The sequence below is a fragment of the Streptomyces sp. NBC_00443 genome (genome assembly GCF_036014175.1).
In the GTDB taxonomy this organism is placed as follows: domain Bacteria; phylum Actinomycetota; class Actinomycetes; order Streptomycetales; family Streptomycetaceae; genus Streptomyces.
This window is the reverse complement of sequence record NZ_CP107917.1, coordinates 5,678,485-5,696,624: the sequence shown is the minus strand read 5'-3', so window position 1 is coordinate 5,696,624 and position 18,140 is coordinate 5,678,485. Positions and strand designations below refer to the sequence as shown.

General features: G+C 66.8%; 16 protein-coding genes, 1 tRNA gene and 1 pseudogene. 7 read left to right on the top strand and 11 right to left on the bottom strand.

Annotated features, from left to right (window positions below):
• Positions 1-15 precede the first annotated feature (15 nt).
• The 8 genes from OHO27_RS25785 to OHO27_RS25750 form a co-directional block, all read right to left on the bottom strand.
• The gene (locus OHO27_RS25785) at positions 16-807 is read right to left on the bottom strand and encodes a S16 family serine protease (RefSeq protein WP_328427354.1); all 792 of its coding nucleotides are present in this window, start codon (positions 805-807) and stop codon (positions 16-18) included.
• An 88-nt stretch (positions 808-895) separates the two neighbouring features.
• Positions 896-2,005 (bottom strand): o-succinylbenzoate synthase, encoded by a 1,110-nt coding sequence (gene menC, locus OHO27_RS25780; protein ID WP_328427353.1) that lies wholly within the window; start codon positions 2,003-2,005, stop codon positions 896-898.
• Positions 2,002-2,784: a chorismate synthase gene (locus OHO27_RS25775; protein WP_328427352.1), complete on the bottom strand. Its 783-nt coding sequence runs from the start codon at positions 2,782-2,784 to the stop codon at positions 2,002-2,004. The genes menC and OHO27_RS25775 overlap by 4 nt, the downstream gene beginning before the upstream one ends.
• Before the next feature lie 116 nt (positions 2,785-2,900).
• On the bottom strand, positions 2,901-3,542 hold the full coding sequence (locus tag OHO27_RS25770) for an IclR family transcriptional regulator (protein ID WP_328427351.1): 642 nt from the start codon (positions 3,540-3,542) through the stop codon (positions 2,901-2,903).
• A gap of 314 nt (positions 3,543-3,856) precedes the next feature.
• Positions 3,857-5,665, bottom strand: coding sequence for a DEAD/DEAH box helicase (locus OHO27_RS25765; RefSeq protein ID WP_328427350.1), 1,809 nt, complete (start codon positions 5,663-5,665; stop codon positions 3,857-3,859).
• A gap of 139 nt (positions 5,666-5,804) precedes the next feature.
• On the bottom strand, positions 5,805-6,179 hold the full coding sequence (locus OHO27_RS25760) for a type II toxin-antitoxin system death-on-curing family toxin (RefSeq protein ID WP_328427349.1): 375 nt from the start codon (positions 6,177-6,179) through the stop codon (positions 5,805-5,807).
• Positions 6,176-6,376, bottom strand: coding sequence for a hypothetical protein (locus tag OHO27_RS25755; RefSeq protein WP_328427348.1), 201 nt, complete (start codon positions 6,374-6,376; stop codon positions 6,176-6,178). The genes OHO27_RS25760 and OHO27_RS25755 overlap by 4 nt, the downstream gene beginning before the upstream one ends.
• Before the next feature lie 64 nt (positions 6,377-6,440).
• The gene (locus tag OHO27_RS25750; RefSeq protein WP_328427347.1) at positions 6,441-7,895 is read right to left on the bottom strand and encodes an MFS transporter; all 1,455 of its coding nucleotides are present in this window, start codon (positions 7,893-7,895) and stop codon (positions 6,441-6,443) included.
• A gap of 203 nt (positions 7,896-8,098) precedes the next feature.
• On the opposite strand from OHO27_RS25750, the gene OHO27_RS25745 reads away from it, so the two are divergent.
• A tRNA-Cys gene (locus OHO27_RS25745) sits at positions 8,099-8,170 on the top strand.
• A 551-nt stretch (positions 8,171-8,721) separates the two neighbouring features.
• The gene (locus OHO27_RS25740) at positions 8,722-9,906 is read left to right on the top strand and encodes a helix-turn-helix domain-containing protein (protein ID WP_328427346.1); all 1,185 of its coding nucleotides are present in this window, start codon (positions 8,722-8,724) and stop codon (positions 9,904-9,906) included.
• A 124-nt stretch (positions 9,907-10,030) separates the two neighbouring features.
• Here the strand turns inward: OHO27_RS25740 and OHO27_RS25735 are convergent.
• Positions 10,031-10,540 (bottom strand): annotated as a pseudogene (locus tag OHO27_RS25735) (tyrosine-type recombinase/integrase); the annotation flags it as partial.
• A 601-nt stretch (positions 10,541-11,141) separates the two neighbouring features.
• On the opposite strand from OHO27_RS25735, the gene OHO27_RS25730 reads away from it, so the two are divergent.
• Both OHO27_RS25730 and OHO27_RS25725 read left to right on the top strand, forming a co-directional pair.
• Positions 11,142-12,122 (top strand): hypothetical protein, encoded by a 981-nt coding sequence (locus OHO27_RS25730; protein WP_328427345.1) that lies wholly within the window; start codon positions 11,142-11,144, stop codon positions 12,120-12,122.
• 33 nt (positions 12,123-12,155) lie between these two features.
• Positions 12,156-12,749 (top strand): hypothetical protein, encoded by a 594-nt coding sequence (locus OHO27_RS25725; protein ID WP_328427344.1) that lies wholly within the window; start codon positions 12,156-12,158, stop codon positions 12,747-12,749.
• 702 nt (positions 12,750-13,451) lie between these two features.
• On the opposite strand, the gene OHO27_RS25720 is transcribed toward OHO27_RS25725, so the two are convergent.
• On the bottom strand, positions 13,452-14,222 hold the full coding sequence (locus OHO27_RS25720) for a transposase (protein WP_328427343.1): 771 nt from the start codon (positions 14,220-14,222) through the stop codon (positions 13,452-13,454).
• 226 nt (positions 14,223-14,448) lie between these two features.
• Between OHO27_RS25720 and OHO27_RS25715 the strand changes: the two genes are divergently transcribed.
• Together OHO27_RS25715 and OHO27_RS43185 are read left to right on the top strand one after the other, a co-directional pair.
• Positions 14,449-15,390, top strand: a complete 942-nt coding sequence (locus tag OHO27_RS25715) for a GNAT family N-acetyltransferase (protein ID WP_328427342.1) — start codon at positions 14,449-14,451, stop codon at positions 15,388-15,390.
• Positions 15,391-15,762: 372 nt separating this feature from the next.
• Entirely contained in the window at positions 15,763-15,897 is a 135-nt protein-coding gene (locus OHO27_RS43185) for an endonuclease domain-containing protein (protein WP_443059594.1), read from the top strand.
• 336 nt (positions 15,898-16,233) lie between these two features.
• On the opposite strand, the gene OHO27_RS25710 is transcribed toward OHO27_RS43185, so the two are convergent.
• Positions 16,234-16,638, bottom strand: a complete 405-nt coding sequence (locus tag OHO27_RS25710) for a hypothetical protein (RefSeq protein WP_328427341.1) — start codon at positions 16,636-16,638, stop codon at positions 16,234-16,236.
• A 238-nt stretch (positions 16,639-16,876) separates the two neighbouring features.
• Between OHO27_RS25710 and OHO27_RS25705 the strand changes: the two genes are divergently transcribed.
• The gene (locus OHO27_RS25705; protein ID WP_328427340.1) at positions 16,877-18,127 is read left to right on the top strand and encodes an LPXTG cell wall anchor domain-containing protein; all 1,251 of its coding nucleotides are present in this window, start codon (positions 16,877-16,879) and stop codon (positions 18,125-18,127) included.
• The last annotated feature ends 13 nt before the right edge of the window (positions 18,128-18,140 follow it).

Below are 18,140 nucleotides of genomic sequence, written 5' to 3'. Positions count from 1 at the left end.
ACCGGCGCTCGTGCACTAGCAGCTCGGCACAGAGCCGTTCCCCGACTCCAGCGACTCCAGGGCGCTCACCGCGCCCTTCAGCGTCGTCACCGGCACCAACCGCAGCCCCTTCGGCAGTTCCGCCTTCGCGTCGCCGCACTCTGCCTTCGGGACCAGGAACACCGTCGCGCCGTCCCGTTTGGCCGCCTGGGTCTTGAGGGATACGCCGCCGACCGCGCCGACCTTGCCGACGGGGTCGATCGTGCCCGTGCCGGCGATGCTGCGGCCGCCGGTGAGGTCGCCGCCCTCACCGTTGCCGTTCAGCTTGTCGATGATGCCGAGGGAGAAGAGGAGACCGGCGCTGGGGCCGCCCACGTCCGCGAGGGTGAGGGTGACCTCGATGTTCTTGTCGTTGAGGTCCAGGTAGTTCAGCGCGGCCTCGGTCGCGGCGTCCTGGGACTCCTTCATCTGCTCGGTGTTGTACTGCTCGATCTCCCGCGTGCTCTGCCCGCTCGGATAGACCGAGTCGCGCGGCATGACCGCCTTCTCCGTGCTGAACCAGGCGTCGATCACGTCGCCGAACCGCACGTCCGTGTCGGGGGACGTCGCCTCGATGGTCGTCATGCGCAGCTGGCCGCTCGTGTCCCGGGCCGGCGCCCCGGTGATCGTGATCACCGGTTCGCCCTTGTTGTCGCCCAGGACGTTCGCCGTCAGACCGGGCTGCGTCAGCGAGAACGGCAGCGGCGCGAAGGCGGCCGTGGCGAGCAGGGCCACGACCGGCAGGGCGCAGACGGCGACGGCCCGGGGGCGCGTGAGACGAGAGAGCACGGGATCAATCTAACGTGGCGGCAGATTCCAGCCAGGCGCAGGTCGGAGCTGTCAGGGTTTGCCCCATTCAGGTCACGCGCAGGTCCCGTCACGTGACGTACAGGTCCCGCCGGCCCTTGGTGAAGCGCCGCAGTGTCTCCGGCAGCGGCGCCACCCCGATGCCCGGCGACCGTGGCACCGGAAGATGGCCGTCGACCAGCACGAACGGCTCCGTGATGTCCTCGGCGAAGTAGCGGCTGGACGCCGACGTGTCCCCGGGGAGCGTGCAGCCGGGCAGGGCTGCCAGCGCGAGGTTCGGGGCGCGGCCGATGCCCGTCTCCAGCATGCCGCCGCACCACACCGGGACCCCGTGCGCGTACGCCACGTCATGCACACGCCGCGCCTCCAGGTATCCCCCGACCCGCGCGGGCTTCACGTTCACCGCCCGGCACGCGTCCATCGCGATCGCGGATGCGGTGTCGGCCGCGTTGTGCAGGGACTCGTCCAGGCAGACGGGGGTCGCGATGCGCTGCTGGAGGCGGGCGTGGGCGTACAGGTTGTTCTCCGCGAGCGGCTCCTCGATCAGCAGCAGCCCGAACTCGTCCAGCCGCCGCAGATGCTCGGCGTCCGCGAGCGTGTACGCCGTGTTGGCGTCGACCTGGAGCGGCAGATCCGCCCCGAAGCGGTCGCGCACGGCCCGTACCGGCTCCAGATCCCAGCCCGGTTCGATCTTCAGCTTGATCCGGACGTACCCCTCGGCGAGATACCCCTCGACGTCGTCCAGCAACTCGGCGACCGTCTGCCTGATCCCCACCGACACCCCGGCCGGCACCCGCTCGCGCACCGACCCGAGATACGTGGCCAGCGGCATCCCGTACGACCGCAGCTCCGCGTCGAGGACGGCCGTCTCCAGCGCCGCCTTCGCCAGCTCGTGCCCCTTGATCCCCGCCATCGCCGGGGCGAGGTGGGCCGTACCGAGCACGGGCAGGGCGGCGACGCGCGGCAGCAGGAAGTCCCGTAGGACGATCTCCGCGCCGGCCACGAACTCCGAGCAGTACAGCGGCTCGGGGTCGGCCGCGAACTCCGACCAGCCCTCGGCCGCGTCCGTGACGACGTGCAGCAGGAAGGTGTCCTTCGTCGTCATCGTGCCGAAGGACGTACGGAAGGGGCTGACCAGCGGGATCGCCACATGGACGATCTCGACGCGTTCGAGTTTCACGAGGCGGCCTCCCGGCGGGTGAGCGTGTACCAGCCGTCCCGGGACATGTCCGTCGCCGTGAACCCGTCGGCGAAGGCCTTCGTGAACACCTCGCGCACGGCCCGCCGCCAGCCCAGCGCGGCCTCCGGGTCCGCGGCCCGCAGCGCCACGATGTCGTCCGGTACGCGGCACCAGACATACCGGTCCTGCGGATCCCGGCGGGCGAGCGGCCCGCCGTCGGGGGCCGTGTGGGTGGCGGGTGCGGCCTCGCGGTCCGGAGTGCCGGGCCCGGCGTGGCCGGACTGCCCCTGCGGTGGCCCGATCAGGTCCCAGGTCACCTCCAGCCGGTCGCTCTCGTCGCCGTCATTCACGCCGTCCGCCATGGGGCCGTAGAAGTCGACGAGGTAGCCGGTGCCGGTGGCGCCGAGTTTCACGAAGTTGAACCGGGCATTCCGGCCGACCAGCGGATCGAAGGTCCAGCGCATGGTGAGCGCCCCGAGCTCCACCGCCCAGGCCCGCTGCGCACGCTTGATCTGCGGCCCGAGCCCCCGCTCGGCGGCGGCCAGCAGCGAGTACGTCTCCCGCGACGCCGGCGGCCCGAACACCGCGACACAGGCGCCGACGAGCCGCTCCCCGTCGTACCCGGCGTGCACCGCCCCACCCGCGTGGGCGAGGCTGTTCAGCGTCTCGGGCAGCAGGGGCGGCGCGGTGCGAGGCGTCTGCCATACGTCACTGAAGTAGTCGGCAACAGCGGTGAACCCGGCGGGCTCGTGGACGGTGCGGATGCTCAGTGAGGTCATGACACAAGTGTCGGAGGTGGTGCGGGGCCCTGCCTAGTGCACCCGCGCGTCAGCGCAACGCCCCCGCCACTCCCGCGCCGCATCAGCGCAAGGCCCGCGCCACCTCCCGGGCCGCGTCAGCGCAACGCCTCCGCCACCTCCCGGGCCGCGTCCACGACCCGCGGCCCCACCCGCTCCGGAACCGCGTCGGCCAGCATCACCACACCCACGCTGCCCTCGACGCCCGTCACGCCTATCAGCGGCGCGGCGGCCCCGCTCGCTCCCGCCTCCAACTCCCCGTGGGTCAGGGTGTATCCGGGCTCCTCCAGCGGATGCTGCCGGGCGGAGAGTATGGCCCGGCCCGCGGCACCGCGGTCCAGCGGGTGCCGGAAACCGGCCCGGTAGGCCACGTGATAGTCCGTCCAGGTCGGCTCGACCACGGCAACGGCCAGCGCCTCCGTGCCGTCCACCAGCGTCAGATGGGCCGTCGCCCCGATGTCCTCGGCCAGCGAACGCAGCGCGGGCAGCGCGGCCTCCCGTACCAGCGGATGCACCTGTCGGCCCAGTCGCAGCACACCGAGCCCGACCCGGGCGCGACCGCCCAGGTCACGGCGTACCAGGGCGTGCTGTTCAAGCGTGGCGAGCAGCCGGTACACAACGGTCCGGTTCACGCCCAGTTTGTTGGAAAGCTCGGTGACGGTCAGCCCGTGGTCGGTGTCGGCCAGCAGCTTGAGGACGCGCAGTCCCCGGTCGAGCGTCTGAGAGGTCTCCGCGGTCACGACGCCCACTCCTTAGTGGTGAGGTCGGCAGCCCCCTAGCGGCGGGTGCGTCACCGAGTCCCGTCAGTGACGCGCTTCAGAGGCCGCCGATCGGCCGGCGGCCCGGACTGACTGTCCGGACCGCGTCGCTTCACGGCTGCGCTCCGCGGCGGCGCTGCCACGGGGCGTGTGCGTAGCGGGACATTAGCGAAGCCGGTTCGCTGAGCGGAAGGCTCCGTCCAGAATCCGGGCAACGGCCGGTACGGACCACTCCCGTTTGCCCTGTTACGTACGGCGCACGGCGCCCTGCGCGCACTCCCCGTACGCGCCCGGCGTCACCGCATACGGGTGGCCCACTCCTGCACCTTGGCGATGCGCTGCCGCAGCTGCCCGGCCGTGGCCTCGGCGCTCGGCGGTCCGCCGCAGACCCGGCGCAGCTCGGTGTGGATGACGCCGTGCGGCTTGCCGCTCTGATGGACGTACGCGCTCACCATCGTGTTGAGCTGCTTGCGGAGCTCCATCATCTCCTTGTGCGAGACGACGGGCCGCCGCTCGGCGGGCAGCTCCAGCAGGTCGGCCTCGGTATCCGGCTTCTTGCGGCTGTGCGCGATCTGCCGGGCCTGCCGCTTCTGGAGGAGAAGCTGCACCTGGTCGGGTTCGAGGAGCCCCGGAATCCCGAGGTAGTCCTGCTCCTCCTCGCTCCCGGGGTGGGCCTGCATGCCGAACTCGGCGCCGTCGTAGAGCACCCGGTCGAAGACGGCCTCGGACTCCAGCGCCTCGAAGGAGAACTGCTCCTGCTCGCCGGTGTCCTCGTCCTGCTCCTTGTTCGCCTCCTCCATCTCCTTCTCGGATTCGGCGTACGGGTCCTCCTCGCCCTCCTTCTTCGGCTTGTCGAGGGCGTGGTCGCGTTCGACCTCCATCTCGTTGGCGAAGGTGAGGAGGTCGGGGACGGTCGGCAGGAATACGGAGGCGGTCTCGCCGCGCCGCCTGGACCGCACGAAACGGCCGACGGCCTGCGCGAAGAAGAGCGGGGTCGAGATGGTGGTGGCATAGACGCCGACGGCGAGGCGCGGCACGTCGACGCCCTCGGACACCATGCGTACGGCGACCATCCACCGGTCGTTGTTGCCGCTGAAGTCGTCGATCCGCTTGGACGCCCCGGCGTCGTCGGACAGGACGAGGGTCGCCTTGTTGCCGGTGATCTCACGGATCAGCTTGGCGTACGCGCGCGCGGAGTCCTGGTCGGAGGCGATGACGAGCGCACCGGCGTCCGGGATGGCCTTACGGACCTCCGTCAGCCGCTGGTCGGCGGCGCGCAGCACGCTCGGCATCCACTCGCCGCGCGGATCCAGCGCCGTACGCCAGGCCTGACTGACGGCATCCTTGGTCATGGGTTCGCCGAGCCGCGCGGCGATCTCGTCGCCCGCCTTGGTGCGCCAGCGCATGTTGCCGCTGTAGGAGAGGAAGATGACCGGCCTCACCACGTGGTCGGCGAGGGCGTTGCCGTAGCCGTACGTGTAGTCGGCGGCCGACCGCCGGATTCCGTCGTTCCCCTCCTCGTACGCCACGAAGGGGATGGGGTTGGTGTCGGACCGGAACGGCGTACCGGTGAGGGCGAGTCGTCGCGTGGCGGGCTCGAAGGCCTCCAGGCAGGCCTCGCCCCAGGACTTCGAGTCACCGGCGTGGTGGATCTCGTCGATGATGACGAGGGTCTTGCGCTGCTCGACCCGGTTGCGGTGGAGCATGGGCCGCACACCGACACCCGCGTAGGTCACGGCGACGCCGTGGTAGTCCTTGCCGAGCGGCCCGGCGCTGTACTCGGGATCGAGCTTGATGCCTATACGCGCGGCCGCCTCCGCCCACTGCTTCTTCAGATGCTCGGTGGGCGCGACCACGGTGACCTGCTGCACGACATGGTGATGCAGCAGCCAGGAGGCCAGCGTCAGCGCGAACGTCGTCTTTCCGGCGCCGGGCGTGGCGACCGCGAGGAAGTCACGCGGCTGCTCCTGGATGTACTTGTCCATCGCCCCCTGCTGCCAGGCACGCAGCTTGCTGGCGGTGCCCCAGGGGGCGCGGCCGGGGAAGGCGGGTGACAGGTGGTGGGAGTGGGGGGCGGAGCTGGAGCTGGCGGCGGTGGTAGTCACGGTCTCCGGGGACTGGGTCGGGCGGCTCGGCGTACGGGTGTTGGTGACTCGGCTACGTATGACAACCGGGCCACCCTACCGGCGGCCCGACCGTGCCCACGGGCGAGCGGGGCCGGGTCACACGTGGGTGGGACCGACGTCACAACCGTCGCAGCCGGCCCGCGATCACGGCGATGTCCTCCTCGTCACCGGAGGCGACATCGATGACCAGGTCGTAGGCGGTGTCCTGGTCACAGCCCGCGAGGTCGACGCCGTTGACACCGAGAAAGGTCGCGGCGGCGAGCCAGGCCGTGCGCTTGTTCCCGTCGACGAGCGGGTGGTTCGTCGCGATGGCGTGCAGCAGCGCGGCAGCCTGCTCGTACAGGTCGTCGTAGGCCACGCTGCCGAACATGCGGGCGCGGGGGCGGTGCACGGCGGAGGCGAACAGCCCGGTCTCCCGGACCTCGGGGGCCCGCCCGCCGAAGGCGATCCGGGCGATCGCCGTGACCTCCGCGACCGTGAGGTGCCTGGTCATTCGCCGAGCCTCCGCAGCAGATCGGCATGGGCGCCGGCCAGCGACTCCGCCATGACCCGCACCGGCGACGACTCCCGCGCGAGCCGATGCCGTACGGCTTCCAGCGCGATGTCCTCGGGGACACGACCCGTGGCATCCGCGAGGTCTTCGAGTTCTCGCCGGACGTCCGGCGAGAGGGAGACGGTGAAGTCGTTCATGCGAGGACGATAGGGAGCGGGCCGTGGAGCGGGCGAGCGGTTTACGGCTCACGCCCGCCGGGTCTCAACGCTCCCGCAACCGAGTGGTCACCCAAGCCCCCACCAACGCCACCCCCGCCATCGGCAGGAACACCGCCGCGAACGCCGCCGGATGCGACCCGGCACCGGAGGCCCCCGTGGCCGCATGGCTCACCGTGCCGCCGCCCAGGGCGGCGAAGGCGGCGCCGCCGACCGCCAGCAGCACGACGTTGGACAGACCGTCGGAGATCTGGAGGGCGGCGGAGTTCGTGCCGGCCTCCTCGGGGGCGGAGAGATGGAGCAGCAGCACGCTGGTGGAGGAGATCACCAGCCCCATCCCGAAGCAGCCGAACGCCCACGCCACGGCGACGGTCCAGGCGGGCACGGAGTCGATCAGGACGCTCGGCGCTGCGGCGATGGAGGCCGCCACCAGGACCATCCCCAGCGTCATCAGCCGTTCCCGGTACGGCTCCACCCTCGGCCGGGACTGCATCCACGAGCCCAGCGCCCACGTCCCGCCACCGGCGGCGAGCGAGAACCCGGCGAGGGTCGGCGACAGCCCCCGCTGGGTGACCAGCATCAACGGCACGAAGGACTCGGCCGCGATGAACGACCCCGCCGCGACCCCGCGCAGCAGCACCACGGACGGCAGCCCGCGCGCCGCCCGGTACGTGCCGCGCGGGAGCAGGCCGAGCACGGCCGGCACGAGGAGCGCGGCGCCCGCGACGCCGGGGACGAGGGAGAGCCACCGCAGGTCCTGGGCGGCGTACTGAAGCAGCCCCGCGCCGAGTGAGATGCCGAGGGCGAGCCGGATCCGGCGCCGGTCGAACGAGGTGCCGCGGACGGAGGCGTCGACCGGTCCTCCCGCCCGCCGCCGTATCTGCGGCAGCGCGAGCGCGAGCGGAAACACGACGAGCACCGGAATCCCGACGAACACCCAGCGCCAGCCCAGATGCTCGGTCACCGCCCCGGCGGCCAGCGGTCCCACAATCGACGGCACGACCCAGCTCGCCGCGAACGCCGCCATGATCGCCGGCCGCAACCGCTCGGGGTAGGCCCGCCCGACGACGACGTACAGCGCGACGATCACCAGCCCGCCGCCGAGCCCCTGCACGGCCCGCCCGAGAATGAACAGCCACATCGCTCCCGCGGTCCCGGCCAGCAGGAGTCCGGCCCCGAAGGAGGCGATCCCGGCGGTGAGCGCGCCGAGCGGCCCGCGCCGGTCCGACCACTGACCCGCGAGCACCATCCCGAACAGGCTGGTGGTGAAGTACCCCGAGAACGCGAACGCGTACAACGACAGCCCTTGCAGCTCCCGCGCCGCCACCGGCATGGCCGTCCCGACGGCGGTCGCCTCGAAGGCGATGAGCAGCACGACGGAGACGATCCCGATGCTCAGGGCCCGATGGTCCCGGCTCAGCACGGTCTCCTCGGACTCGGGGACCAAGGGGACGTCGGATCTCTTCGCGACACCGGCGTCGCGCGGCTCGAGGGCAGTCATGTCCGCCAGCGTAAGGGCCACAACTGACATTGACCCCTGTCGGAAGACGGCCCCGGGCTGGGACCTTGGTCGTACGACCGACGCCGTTCATGAACGCGGTGTGGCAGTCCCATTGCAGGGCCGCCGATTCCCTTGAGGGCCCCGCCCACCCCCGCCTACGGTCGATTCACCGACCAGGGCCGACCGCCCGAAGCCGGTGCAACGGCCGTGTGCCCGAGTGGTTCAGGGGCTCGCCTGCAAAGCGAGTTACGCGGGTTCGAATCCCGCCACGGCCTCAAGTGTCTGACCAGGCAAAACGAGAGGGCGGTACCCGCGAAGGGGCCGCCCTCTTCGATTCGTCCGTCTCAGTCCCCGTCTCAGTCGAAGTTCCGTCACTCCTGTAGTCCGTCCGGCCGGGTGCGCAACAAGGGGCTCAGGTTGCCGACGACTGAGCGCCCAGGGGTGAGACAGTGGCCGCAGGCGGACACAGGAAAGGTTCCACCCTTCGCCCGCCAGAGCATCCAGGTGAGACCTCTCCCAGCGTGACAGTCCGCAGCGGCGCCCTGGCCGCCAGGCCGGGGCTCTGCGCTACGAGAGCAAGTCGCGCAGGATCTCGTAGCCGGCATAGATCGGACCAAGCCACCGAGCGCCCCGGTATGACCGGTCCCTGCGGCTGCAGCACCGGCAGTGCCCCTTCGTTGCCTTCCTGCTCTTCTTCGTCATCAGATCCCCATTCAAGGTTCCGAGTTTCCAAATTGGACCCTTGAAGCACACCCCGCTGCCACAATGTTGCGGCAGGTAGCAAGCTGAGCTTGCGCGAACCACGGCAACTTGCGGAGGCCGCAAAGTGGAGAACGAGCACGTCGACCCAGCTAACGCTATCGAACCACCCCGGGTAAAACCACGAGCACTGACCCCGCTACAGCACGACGATGCAGCAAGCCGTCTCGCTCAACGCCTTCGCCAGATACGAGACCGACTCGGCATGAGTTCGCGGCAGATCGCCGAAGCGATCAACATCAGCGAGTCGACCCTTTCGCGACACTTCAGCGGCGCGCGCTTGATTAGCCCACGAACACTTAAAGCTCTACATGACCTACTCACGGCGAAAGGGATTCCCGCCTCACCGGAAGAAAGAAGCGAGAACTGGAAACTACTCAATGAGGCATGGAGCGCCGAAGGCCCGCTTCGCGCGCACTATTGTGGCGCAGTAAGAGCACTAGAACAAATCGAACAACAGCTTGAGGAGACAAGCGCAGAGGCCAGAGACCTCCGAGCAGAGATGAAAGCCGCCGAAGAGCAGCGCCAAAGGGCGGAACAAGAACTAGCCGAATTTCGCGCAACGCATGAAGAACTGACCGAGGAACAGCGGCAACGCCTCGGCGACCTAACCACGGAGCGAGACGAAGCCGTGGCGCGAGTTAAGTTCCTCGAAGACCGCATCCAACAGATGGAAGCACTCTCGCGACTACTCGTCATGCAACAGCATGCTGTGGGAGAAGTTGTCCATGCGGCCGAAGTAGAGGTGGCAAGGTGGCAGAACGATCCCGAACCTGCCCCATTTCGCACAGCGCAGGCAAGCCCCAGAAGGGAGATGGAAGAATTCGCCGATAAACTGCACCGCCTTCGGAGCAGCAAAGATGCGCCTGGTGCATACAATGCCGCCAATGCTTTGCTTGATGACTACACGCCCGAACAGGTGGCAGAGGTCTGGGAAATCCTGCGGTCATGGAGCCAATGGGATGACGCTCAATGGCTATTGGAGCACATAGCAACAAGCGCATCCGGACCCACCATTGCTCAGATCAGCAAGGCTGAATGCTTCAAAGAAGACAAGGTCAACAAAATGCTATGGACTACAGGCAGGAAGGGCTACGAGCATACGGTTATCGCAACCATCATCGAGCTAAGAAGGGAGTTGAGAGAGGACGGCGCCCAGCGCCTCATCCAAGCGGCCATGAATCGCATACCGAACGTTGCGAAATATCGATCAGGTAACCAGAAAAGAAGTGTCTTGCCCTGGAAGTCATGAACTGGCTTAGAGTCGCGGCGTAACTGTCGAAGCCTCGCCTCTCTCACCAAGCGATCAACCGTTGGTCACGCAAAAACTCTAAGTGCCTGTGGTCGGAAGGCTCCGACCACAGGCAACACCTCAACTACTCCATGTGTTCCATCGACTTCCAGATGAGCACATCGACCTGACTCGCGACATCGGCTCGGGCGGCATCCACCATGTGCTGATACCTCGCGGTCATGCCGTGGTGGACCACCCCATGAGCCCCATGACGGCCCGCTCGGGGACACCGAGAATGAGTAGGACCGTGGCGGCCGTGTGGCGCGCGTCGTGCAGCCGACCGTCCCGCACCCTCGCCTCGGTCAAGAGAGCCTTCCACTCTGTCCAATCCCGACGATGGGACGGACTACGGCCATGCTCATCTGGGAAGACCAGGCCGTTCTCCTCCCACCGCTTCCCGGCCGCTCCCCGCTCGGTCTCCTGCGCCTTCAGGTGCACACGGAGTAGGTCAACGAGCTGTTCGGGGAGACCGACCGCGCGTCGGCCGGCGCGCGACTTGGGTAACGGTCAACTCCGGGTTGGTCCGTCGCTTCTGCGGGCAGTACCCGGCGGCTTTGCGTCCGCATGGCTCGGTGCACCCATGGGCGTATTGCGCCGGTGCGGATGAGGGCGAAGCATGTGGTCCGGCCGATGCGGAGACCTTGACGGCGGATTCCTCGTAGTCCGCCGTAGCCGACACCGGCCGCGCTGCACCATTTCCAACTTGCAGCCAACGTTCACCTAAATGGCCGTCCCTAGGGACACTGGCTCGCTCGTGCTTCTTGCTCAGCGCCGCCTCGTTGTCCTGGTCTTTGTCCAGCGCACCGACGGCCGCCACCGTTCACCGACGTACGCGCACCCCCTCTGACCTGCCCCGTGAACCTATGCGAACGCCCCCGGACGGCCGCACGGACAGTTGGAAAGCGTGTTGGGATCAGTCTCGTGAGAACGGTTGTGTGGAGATGTCCGCGTAGCGGCTACCTGCTTCAGCCGAAAGGAGCTGGGCCGATTCCTGAGCAGCCGATTTCCCGTGTACCGCTGGTGGTCATGAACTTGACCTCTCGCCCGTCGGGGAGGCGCAGAATGCCGGGAGCTGCGTCGAAGAGATCAACGTAGTCGTCCCCAGCCAGGGTGACGCTGCCTGCCCACGTGCTGTGCCGGTCGTAACTGAACTCGGGAACGGTGGCTGGGTCCAGGCGGAGCACGAGGGAGGCGTGCACGGCGACTTCACGGCCGTCGGGGAAGACGGCAGTCGCAGGGCCCTGGTAGCGGGGGCGTCCGTCCTTCTGGCGCTGGGATGGACCCCGTACGGAGTAGTTTCTCTTGAACATCGTGGGCTCGGGTTCGAGCTTGTTTCTATGAGTATTAAGCCAGGGGTGGTAGTTGAGCCACCGGACAGCAGAGGCCTTCGCAAGATCACCATCGAGGGTAAGGAGGTCGGCAGCGCTTGGTCATCTCGCGAACTGCGAAAGATTCTCCGCCACCTCGGTTATGCAAAACCCATGGACATGGAAGACCCGGCATCCATATATTGGCGTGGAGGGGACAGTAAAGCGTGGCCTGACCGCCCGTGGAGAAGGCGCGGAATCTTAGTGCTGATGATTGCGGGAATGATCGGGTCGACTGTCTTGCACATAGCCATCGGCTGGCCTGATGCACACAGAGCACTTACCTTCGCGCAAAGAATTGTCGGTACAGTTTTCATCCTGGCAGGTTTAATGGGAGGTATAGCAACATTTGCAGTCCTCGACTATTGGGGCAGGCGGCACTGGGGGCCATCCGGGGGAATCGCCCTACTCGGGGCACTCATCGCACTTTCAACAAGCGCCACTCTCCTATTCATGTGGTTTGAGGAGACGGAGTATACAGCCTATCTCCTGGCATTTATTTCGCTTGGCCTTTGGTCCTCGTGGGCACTCTACTTGCTTATCCGCGAAAAATCTTGGCGAGGAACGCCCCAGCCGAAAAAGTTTGCAACCGGGGTCGCTTTCACTGCCCTCCTGACCGCCGTCAGTATTTCTTATTCGACGATGTATCAACCCACCGCTGCGCCGATCCGCTTTATCCTTAAGGCCGAATTTGGCACGCCGCGAGACAGCGCTGATCTCCAGTACGTCACCATTCCACTCAAGCTCTACGTTAAAAACGACGGAGGGATTCCTGTCTATATCGTTAACAACGACTACACCGTCTGAGGAGTACCGATCAAGCACTCCGATGGCGACGAGGTGAGGAAATGGAAAACCGACACGAAGGATCTCAACGAAACCGCAGAAGCTAAACGATATGCCCGCGAAGGTAAAGTGGACGTAGTAAGCTCAGGGCATCAATATGATCTCGGCGCCTCGCTTGACGCAGGAGAGGAAATCGCCTCTGAGGAGATAATTAGACTACCCAGGGATGAGCGGTATGGCGAGCTCGAAGCGACGCTGGAAATCCACTATATGAGAAGGGACCGAGGCAGACTCGATCCGAAATTTGAACTCCCCGCGGGGTACTCTTGGGATAAGAATGATGAGCAATACTATTGCTCTCCGGACGCTTGTGGAGAGTATGTTGTATATCACGGTCTCGTGCTTCACAATAATAACATGGTCAACGTGACCCGCAGGCCTAGATATTTGGCCTCTTTCTGGGGTCCAATATCCGGCTTCGACGCCTTCGTCTCTTCGTTCGACTTCAAGAAAAATACTCTCAACGTGTACAGGGAAGGCATTGACGAGGCGGAAGCCGCTAGGGAGGCGGACAGTTACGGCCTGGGATACATCCGCACAAGTTCTGTGATGTCTTCGTCGGAATGGTTGCGTCTTCCCGAGGACTGAATGGGAAACGACAACCTGCGTCCAGCCTGCGGCAAGGCGAACTAACCGGGATGGCGTAGCCGGAGACCACGAGGCGGTGTTATACCCCGACCTCTGCCCGAGGCGCCTACGGCAACCCGCTGGGCTCGCAGCGTTAGATGCGCGTCCTCCTCGCGCGTATAGATGGACACGGGTTCGCCTTCACCGTGAGCGACTACAACGGAGCGTAGTTCGTCGGCTCCGCCCCTCGCGTCTCCATTGAGGCCTCCTCCCTGAGCCACACTCGTGACCTGGTCTGAACCACTCCCTGACCAGCACGGACAGCCTTAGGGGGCAGGGTTCCCGAATGCCGATCTTCCTGCCACCGTGGGAGCATGACGGACGACTTACCAGTTGGCATCGTCGATGGACGCGTAGTTACCAAGCCCGGCACAGGGCCGGTGGCGATGGTTTGGCTACCGCTAGACGGGCAGGTCATCGCCAAGTTTCCGCCCCGGAAGGGCAACCGTCGTTGGCTACATGAAACGGTCGGCATCCGTTCCCCGGAGTTCATCGGCGACCGCTGGAAATTGCCGCGTAGCAGTCTCGTACGGCTGGTTACTGCGGCGGTCGACCGGTACGGGTTCATCGTGCTCTATCGAGATATGTCGAGGCTGTCGAAGTGCACTAAGAGCTGTCCCGCTAATGATCTCAGGTGTGTTGGGCGATCTACTCGTTCCTTCTTCATCCCGTGAGGGTGAGGTTGTGTAGACGGGCGATGCCCAGCATGGCTTGGTGGACACCGTCACTCTTCAGACGGCAATCACGGAGAATCTTCCAGGTCTTCATCCGAGCAAAGGTGTGCTCGATGCGGGCACGGACCTTGCGGTGAGAGGCATTGTGCTCCTCCTTCCAGGCCGGGAGTTCGGCCTGGAAGGGTTCGCGGCGGTGTGGAATGATCAAGCCGGTGCCTCGGTAGCCGCCGTCGGCGATCACCGTGGTCTTGCCCACGGTGGCTCGGGCTCCAGAGAGCTCCCAGGCCTTGCAGTCGTTGCGGTTGCCCGGAACTGGCTGGCCAACGGAGACGACGAGTCGTGTGTCGGCGTCGATGACGACCTGGTGGTTGGTCGAGTACCTGTAGTTCTTGGACTGCTCGGCGACCGCGTGGTCACGGGTGGGGACCAGCGTGCCGTCCACGATCAGCACGCTGTTCTTACGGAACCGTTGGCGAGGCTGCAGGGCAAGTGACGGGGCGACATGGTCGATGATGCGGCCGGCGGCCGACTTTGAGATCCCGAAGAGCGGGGCGAGCTGCCGCAGCGTCAGGTTCGTCCGCCAGTAAGCGGCGACCAGCAGGACCCGATCCTCCAGCGGCAAGCTCCATGATCGGCCCCTGCGAACACGGTCTGCACCCTCGCGGCGTAATGCAGCGACAAGCTTACCGAGCTGACGCGGACTCAGTCTGCTGAAGAGGGCTATCCAGGAAGGCTCCGACGCCGTGATCACTCCGGCCATGACTGGTGATCATCGCATCTGGCAAGGCACTTAAATCGCATGCGGATGCGACGTTGATCGTCTATACCTCCACGGCAGGGTCCCACGCCGTCTCGCGTGTTGCCCCCGCCGGCCAAGTAGCGGCGAGTCGGGTCCGCGGCCCGGTCGCCGAGCAGGCAGGAGGAGTGAAGGGACGGCGTCGTGCACCTGGTACAGGTACTCAACCTCGCTGCCTATGGAGCCTTACGTGACAAGTGACCTGATCTTCCGCCCCATTACCGGTCTGGAGGAGATCAAACTCTTCAATGCTCTGCCTGGCCCCTACAACGACCGTCTCGCAGAAGATCTCCAGAACGGACACTGCAGCGCCGACTGGATGTGGCTGGCCCTACGAGACGGCCGACCGGTGGCACGGGTCGGCTGGTGGTCCCGCAGCGGCATCAGGCCCGAAGTCATGGAAACCCTCGACATCGACGACGCCCACGGCGACCCGCTCCGGACAGACATCGGCGCGCATCTTCTGCGCACCGCCCTCACCGCGCTCTTCCCTGCGGGCACCCTGCCGCCCCCGTACGTTCTCCAGCCCCTCCTGGCGAATTGGAGAGACGACTCCACCACGGAACGTCGCATCAAAGACCGGATAGAGGTGGTGGAGCGCACCGGCGGCAAGATTTTCGTCGAGAGGCTCCGCTATCGCTGGACGTCCAGCACACCAGTGCCTTCACACCGTGGCAGCCTGACCTTCCGCCCGGTCAGCAGCGATGAGGAAGCGATCGATCTTCTCACTCGCATCCTTCCGGGCACACTGGATGCCTACAGCCAGGCCGACGTCGCCCGTTCCTCAGCCAACGACTATGCACGCGTGCAGTACCACGACGAACTGCTGAGCTATCCCAGTCCGCGTGCATGGTGGCGGATCGGGGTCCGCCCGGACGGCGAACCAATCGGCTTGGTTGTTCCGGCGCAAAGCCCGAACGGCTTCGTGATCGCCTACCTCGGCGTGATCGACGGCCACCGAGGCCAGGGCTTCGTCAACGACCTGCTCGCCGAAGGGACCCACCTGCTGGCTGCCCAGGGCGCCGAACGCGTCACCGCAGACACCGATCTGGGAAACCAACCGATGGCCCGGGCATTCGAGCGTGCCGGGTATGACAACTTCGCTGGGCGCATCGACATGCGCTGGGACTGAGTGGCCACCTCCCAACCTTCACCCTCGCCCCTCCCCTCAACCCTCTCGCCAACTGGCCACCGACCTTCGATTTGTGGGACATCCCTTAGCACGTGTTTGGAGGCGACGGGGGCTGAATGCCACTGCTCGTGCCTCGGGGCACATCACGGCCGGCCACCGGCTGGTTCGAACGGGTCGGGGGTGCGGTGGTTGCCGAGCAAGGCGAGTGCACCCGCACCGCGGTCGTCTACGGCGCGAGAGGCAGCGACGCGAACGCCGTGGTGTACGACGGCCAACTGGTGGGTGAGCGCTACCGCGTCGACCGCGAGGGCCGATGGAACTGGCCGACTGCTGCGCAGTTCATGTATGCAAGCTGCATGACCGTGTGCGAGCGTGTGGGACCACTGCCACACGCACGGCTTTGTACGCGCACCGCTGTGTAATCGCTGTAACACCCGCTACTGGCGTGGATGGCGGCCCCGGCATGGACGGGCAACGCACAGCCGCAACCTTGACGAGAGCTACTAGCGCTGGTGTCCCAAGCACACCGACGCTAGGAGGCAGTGCAGCGCGTAGCTCGTTTCAGTGCCCACCGGCCGGCCGTTCCGGTCAGGCATCGTCCAGATCAAGGCCCTGGCTCCGTCTCAGTTTCCGTCTCGATCGTCGCCGTACGCGCCCGTTCAAGACCGTACGCCGGGCCCCTGCGAGCCCAACATCCGTACGGGCCTGAATACCGCCGAACGAACTCGGATCAGCCCTGACCAGCCCGGACAAACCTGCAAAGCGAGTTACACGGGTTCGAATCCCGCCACGGCCTCCACCTCCACCTCCACCTCCACCCCCTCGCCGTCGCCCTCGCCGGCCTCAGTGCGCGGCTCGCCGTCCGCCCCTGGACATGGCTCCGATCACTGCGGAAACCGCGGCAGTCGCGGCGAGGCTCCCCGCCATGACCATGATCACACCGATCATGTACAGGCCCGAGGCGTCGTCCGACCAGTCGTGGAAGGCTGCGACGGTCAGGCCGATCGTGGGGCCGAGCACGGCGGCCGTGCCGTGGTGCCGGGACGCCGCCCAGTACACCGGCACCAGCAGGGTCAGCACCAGGCCGATCACCTGCCAAGCCTCGTACGGACCGGTCGTCGTGCCGTCCGGGTGTATGTCGCGGTGCTGGTCCCAGCCCAGCCAGGCGGCCCACCCCGCGAGCGATATGCCGGCCGTCACGAGGGCCGGCAGCAGGGAGGGGGTGGGTCTCAGTAGTCCTTGGCGCATGGGCCAAGCGTTGCGGCTCGCCCCTCGCGCGAACAGGGCTCATGTACTCAGCTGAGCCCGAGTACTTGCGACAGGAGAAAGCCTGCCCAGCCTGCCCAATACAGACGATTCCTCGTGCTCCCGTGACAGTTCCTCGTACGGACAGCGCAACCCCAGGCGCCCTAAAGGTGTCCAGTACATGACTGGAGGGCAAACTCTCCGGTCGCCGTACTTCCTGCCCCACGAGGAGACCCTATCCGTGCGCCAGCGCATCCGCCCCTCGCACATCCGTCACTCGGCGGCCCTCGTGGCCGCTGCCGCCGCCGTCGCGGCGCTTCCCGCAGTCGTCGCTCCTGCGGCATATGCCGAGGAAGGTGAGCCCTCCCTGGTGATCTCGAGTCTGCCGAGTACGTCTCCCAAGCCCGGCGAGGTGTACGACGAGAAGGTCGTCATCACCAACAAGGGCACCGCGGCCGCGGACGGCGTCACCTTCCGGATCCGGCTGACCCGGGGGCTCGACTTCCCGGGGGCCGTCGAGGGCTGCACCTACTCGACCGTCGGGGACAAGGTCCGCCAGGCGCTCTGCGAGCTCGACACCGTCATCGAACCCGGCGCCTCCGTCGAGACGCCCGTACGGTTCAAGGCATTGCCCCACGCCCTGATGGAGGCCGTCGAGTACGGCACTTCGGCCACCGGTGAGGCCCCGGGAGAAGGGTTCGACGACAGCAACCGGCGCCTGACCCTGACCGCGGACAGCACTGCCGACCTCGTCGCCGTCGGCGAGGACACGGAGGCCCTCGCGGGCGACAAGCAGTCCGTCACGGTCCAGCTCCGCAACGACGGCCCCGGCTGGATCCAGAACCAGGAGAGCGACGACCAGCCGGCACTCATGGTGCGGATCCCGAAGGACACGGTCGCCGCCGAAGTGCCCGAGGACTGCGCACCGTTCGGGATCGACGGTCCGTCCGGGCCCGCCGGGACCCCGGGCAAGTCCACGTACGTCTGCTGGCCCGCCGACCACACCATCGAGGTCGGTGAGTCCCTCTCCTTCACCTTCATGCTGAACGTCGAGGACGACGCCCGGACCACCACCGGCGAGGTGAAGGCGACCTCCGTCTACGACATCCACCCGGCCTTCGACAAGAACCCCGCCAACGACAAGGCCAAGATCCGCATCGCCATCCCGACCGACAACGAGCCCGGCCCGGCCACGTCCGGCGGCTCCTCCACCGGCGGCGGTTCCACGGACGGCGGCTCCACCACGGCCGGCAACGACCCCGAGGGTCAGTCCACGGGCGGCAACGGCAGCACGGGCGGCTCAGGCAGCACCGGCTCCACGTCGGCCGGCACCTCGACGGGCGGCTCCACCGGATCCGTGAACGGCAACCTGGCGAGCACCGGCTCCGACGGCACCCCGCTCATCGCCGGCGCCGCAGCCGCCGCCGCGGCACTCGGCGGTGTCCTGGTCCTGGCCGTACGCCGTCGTCGCTCCGTCGGCAAGGCCTCCTGACGACACCTCAGGG

Bases quoted from the DNA above. Each gene is read 5' to 3' on its own strand.
- OHO27_RS25755 (WP_328427348.1), bottom strand. From the start codon at position 6,376: ATGAACGACTTCACCGTCTCCCTCTCGCCGGACGTCCGGCGAGAACTC.
- OHO27_RS25775 (WP_328427352.1), bottom strand. From the start codon at position 2,784: ATGACCTCACTGAGCATCCGCACCGTCCACGAGCCCGCCGGGTTCACC.
- OHO27_RS25720 (WP_328427343.1), bottom strand. From the start codon at position 14,222: ATGGCCGGAGTGATCACGGCGTCGGAGCCTTCCTGGATAGCCCTCTTC.
- OHO27_RS25760 (WP_328427349.1), bottom strand. From the start codon at position 6,179: ATGACCAGGCACCTCACGGTCGCGGAGGTCACGGCGATCGCCCGGATC.
- OHO27_RS25750 (WP_328427347.1), bottom strand. From the start codon at position 7,895: ATGACTGCCCTCGAGCCGCGCGACGCCGGTGTCGCGAAGAGATCCGAC.
- OHO27_RS25710 (WP_328427341.1), bottom strand. From the start codon at position 16,638: ATGCGCCAAGGACTACTGAGACCCACCCCCTCCCTGCTGCCGGCCCTC.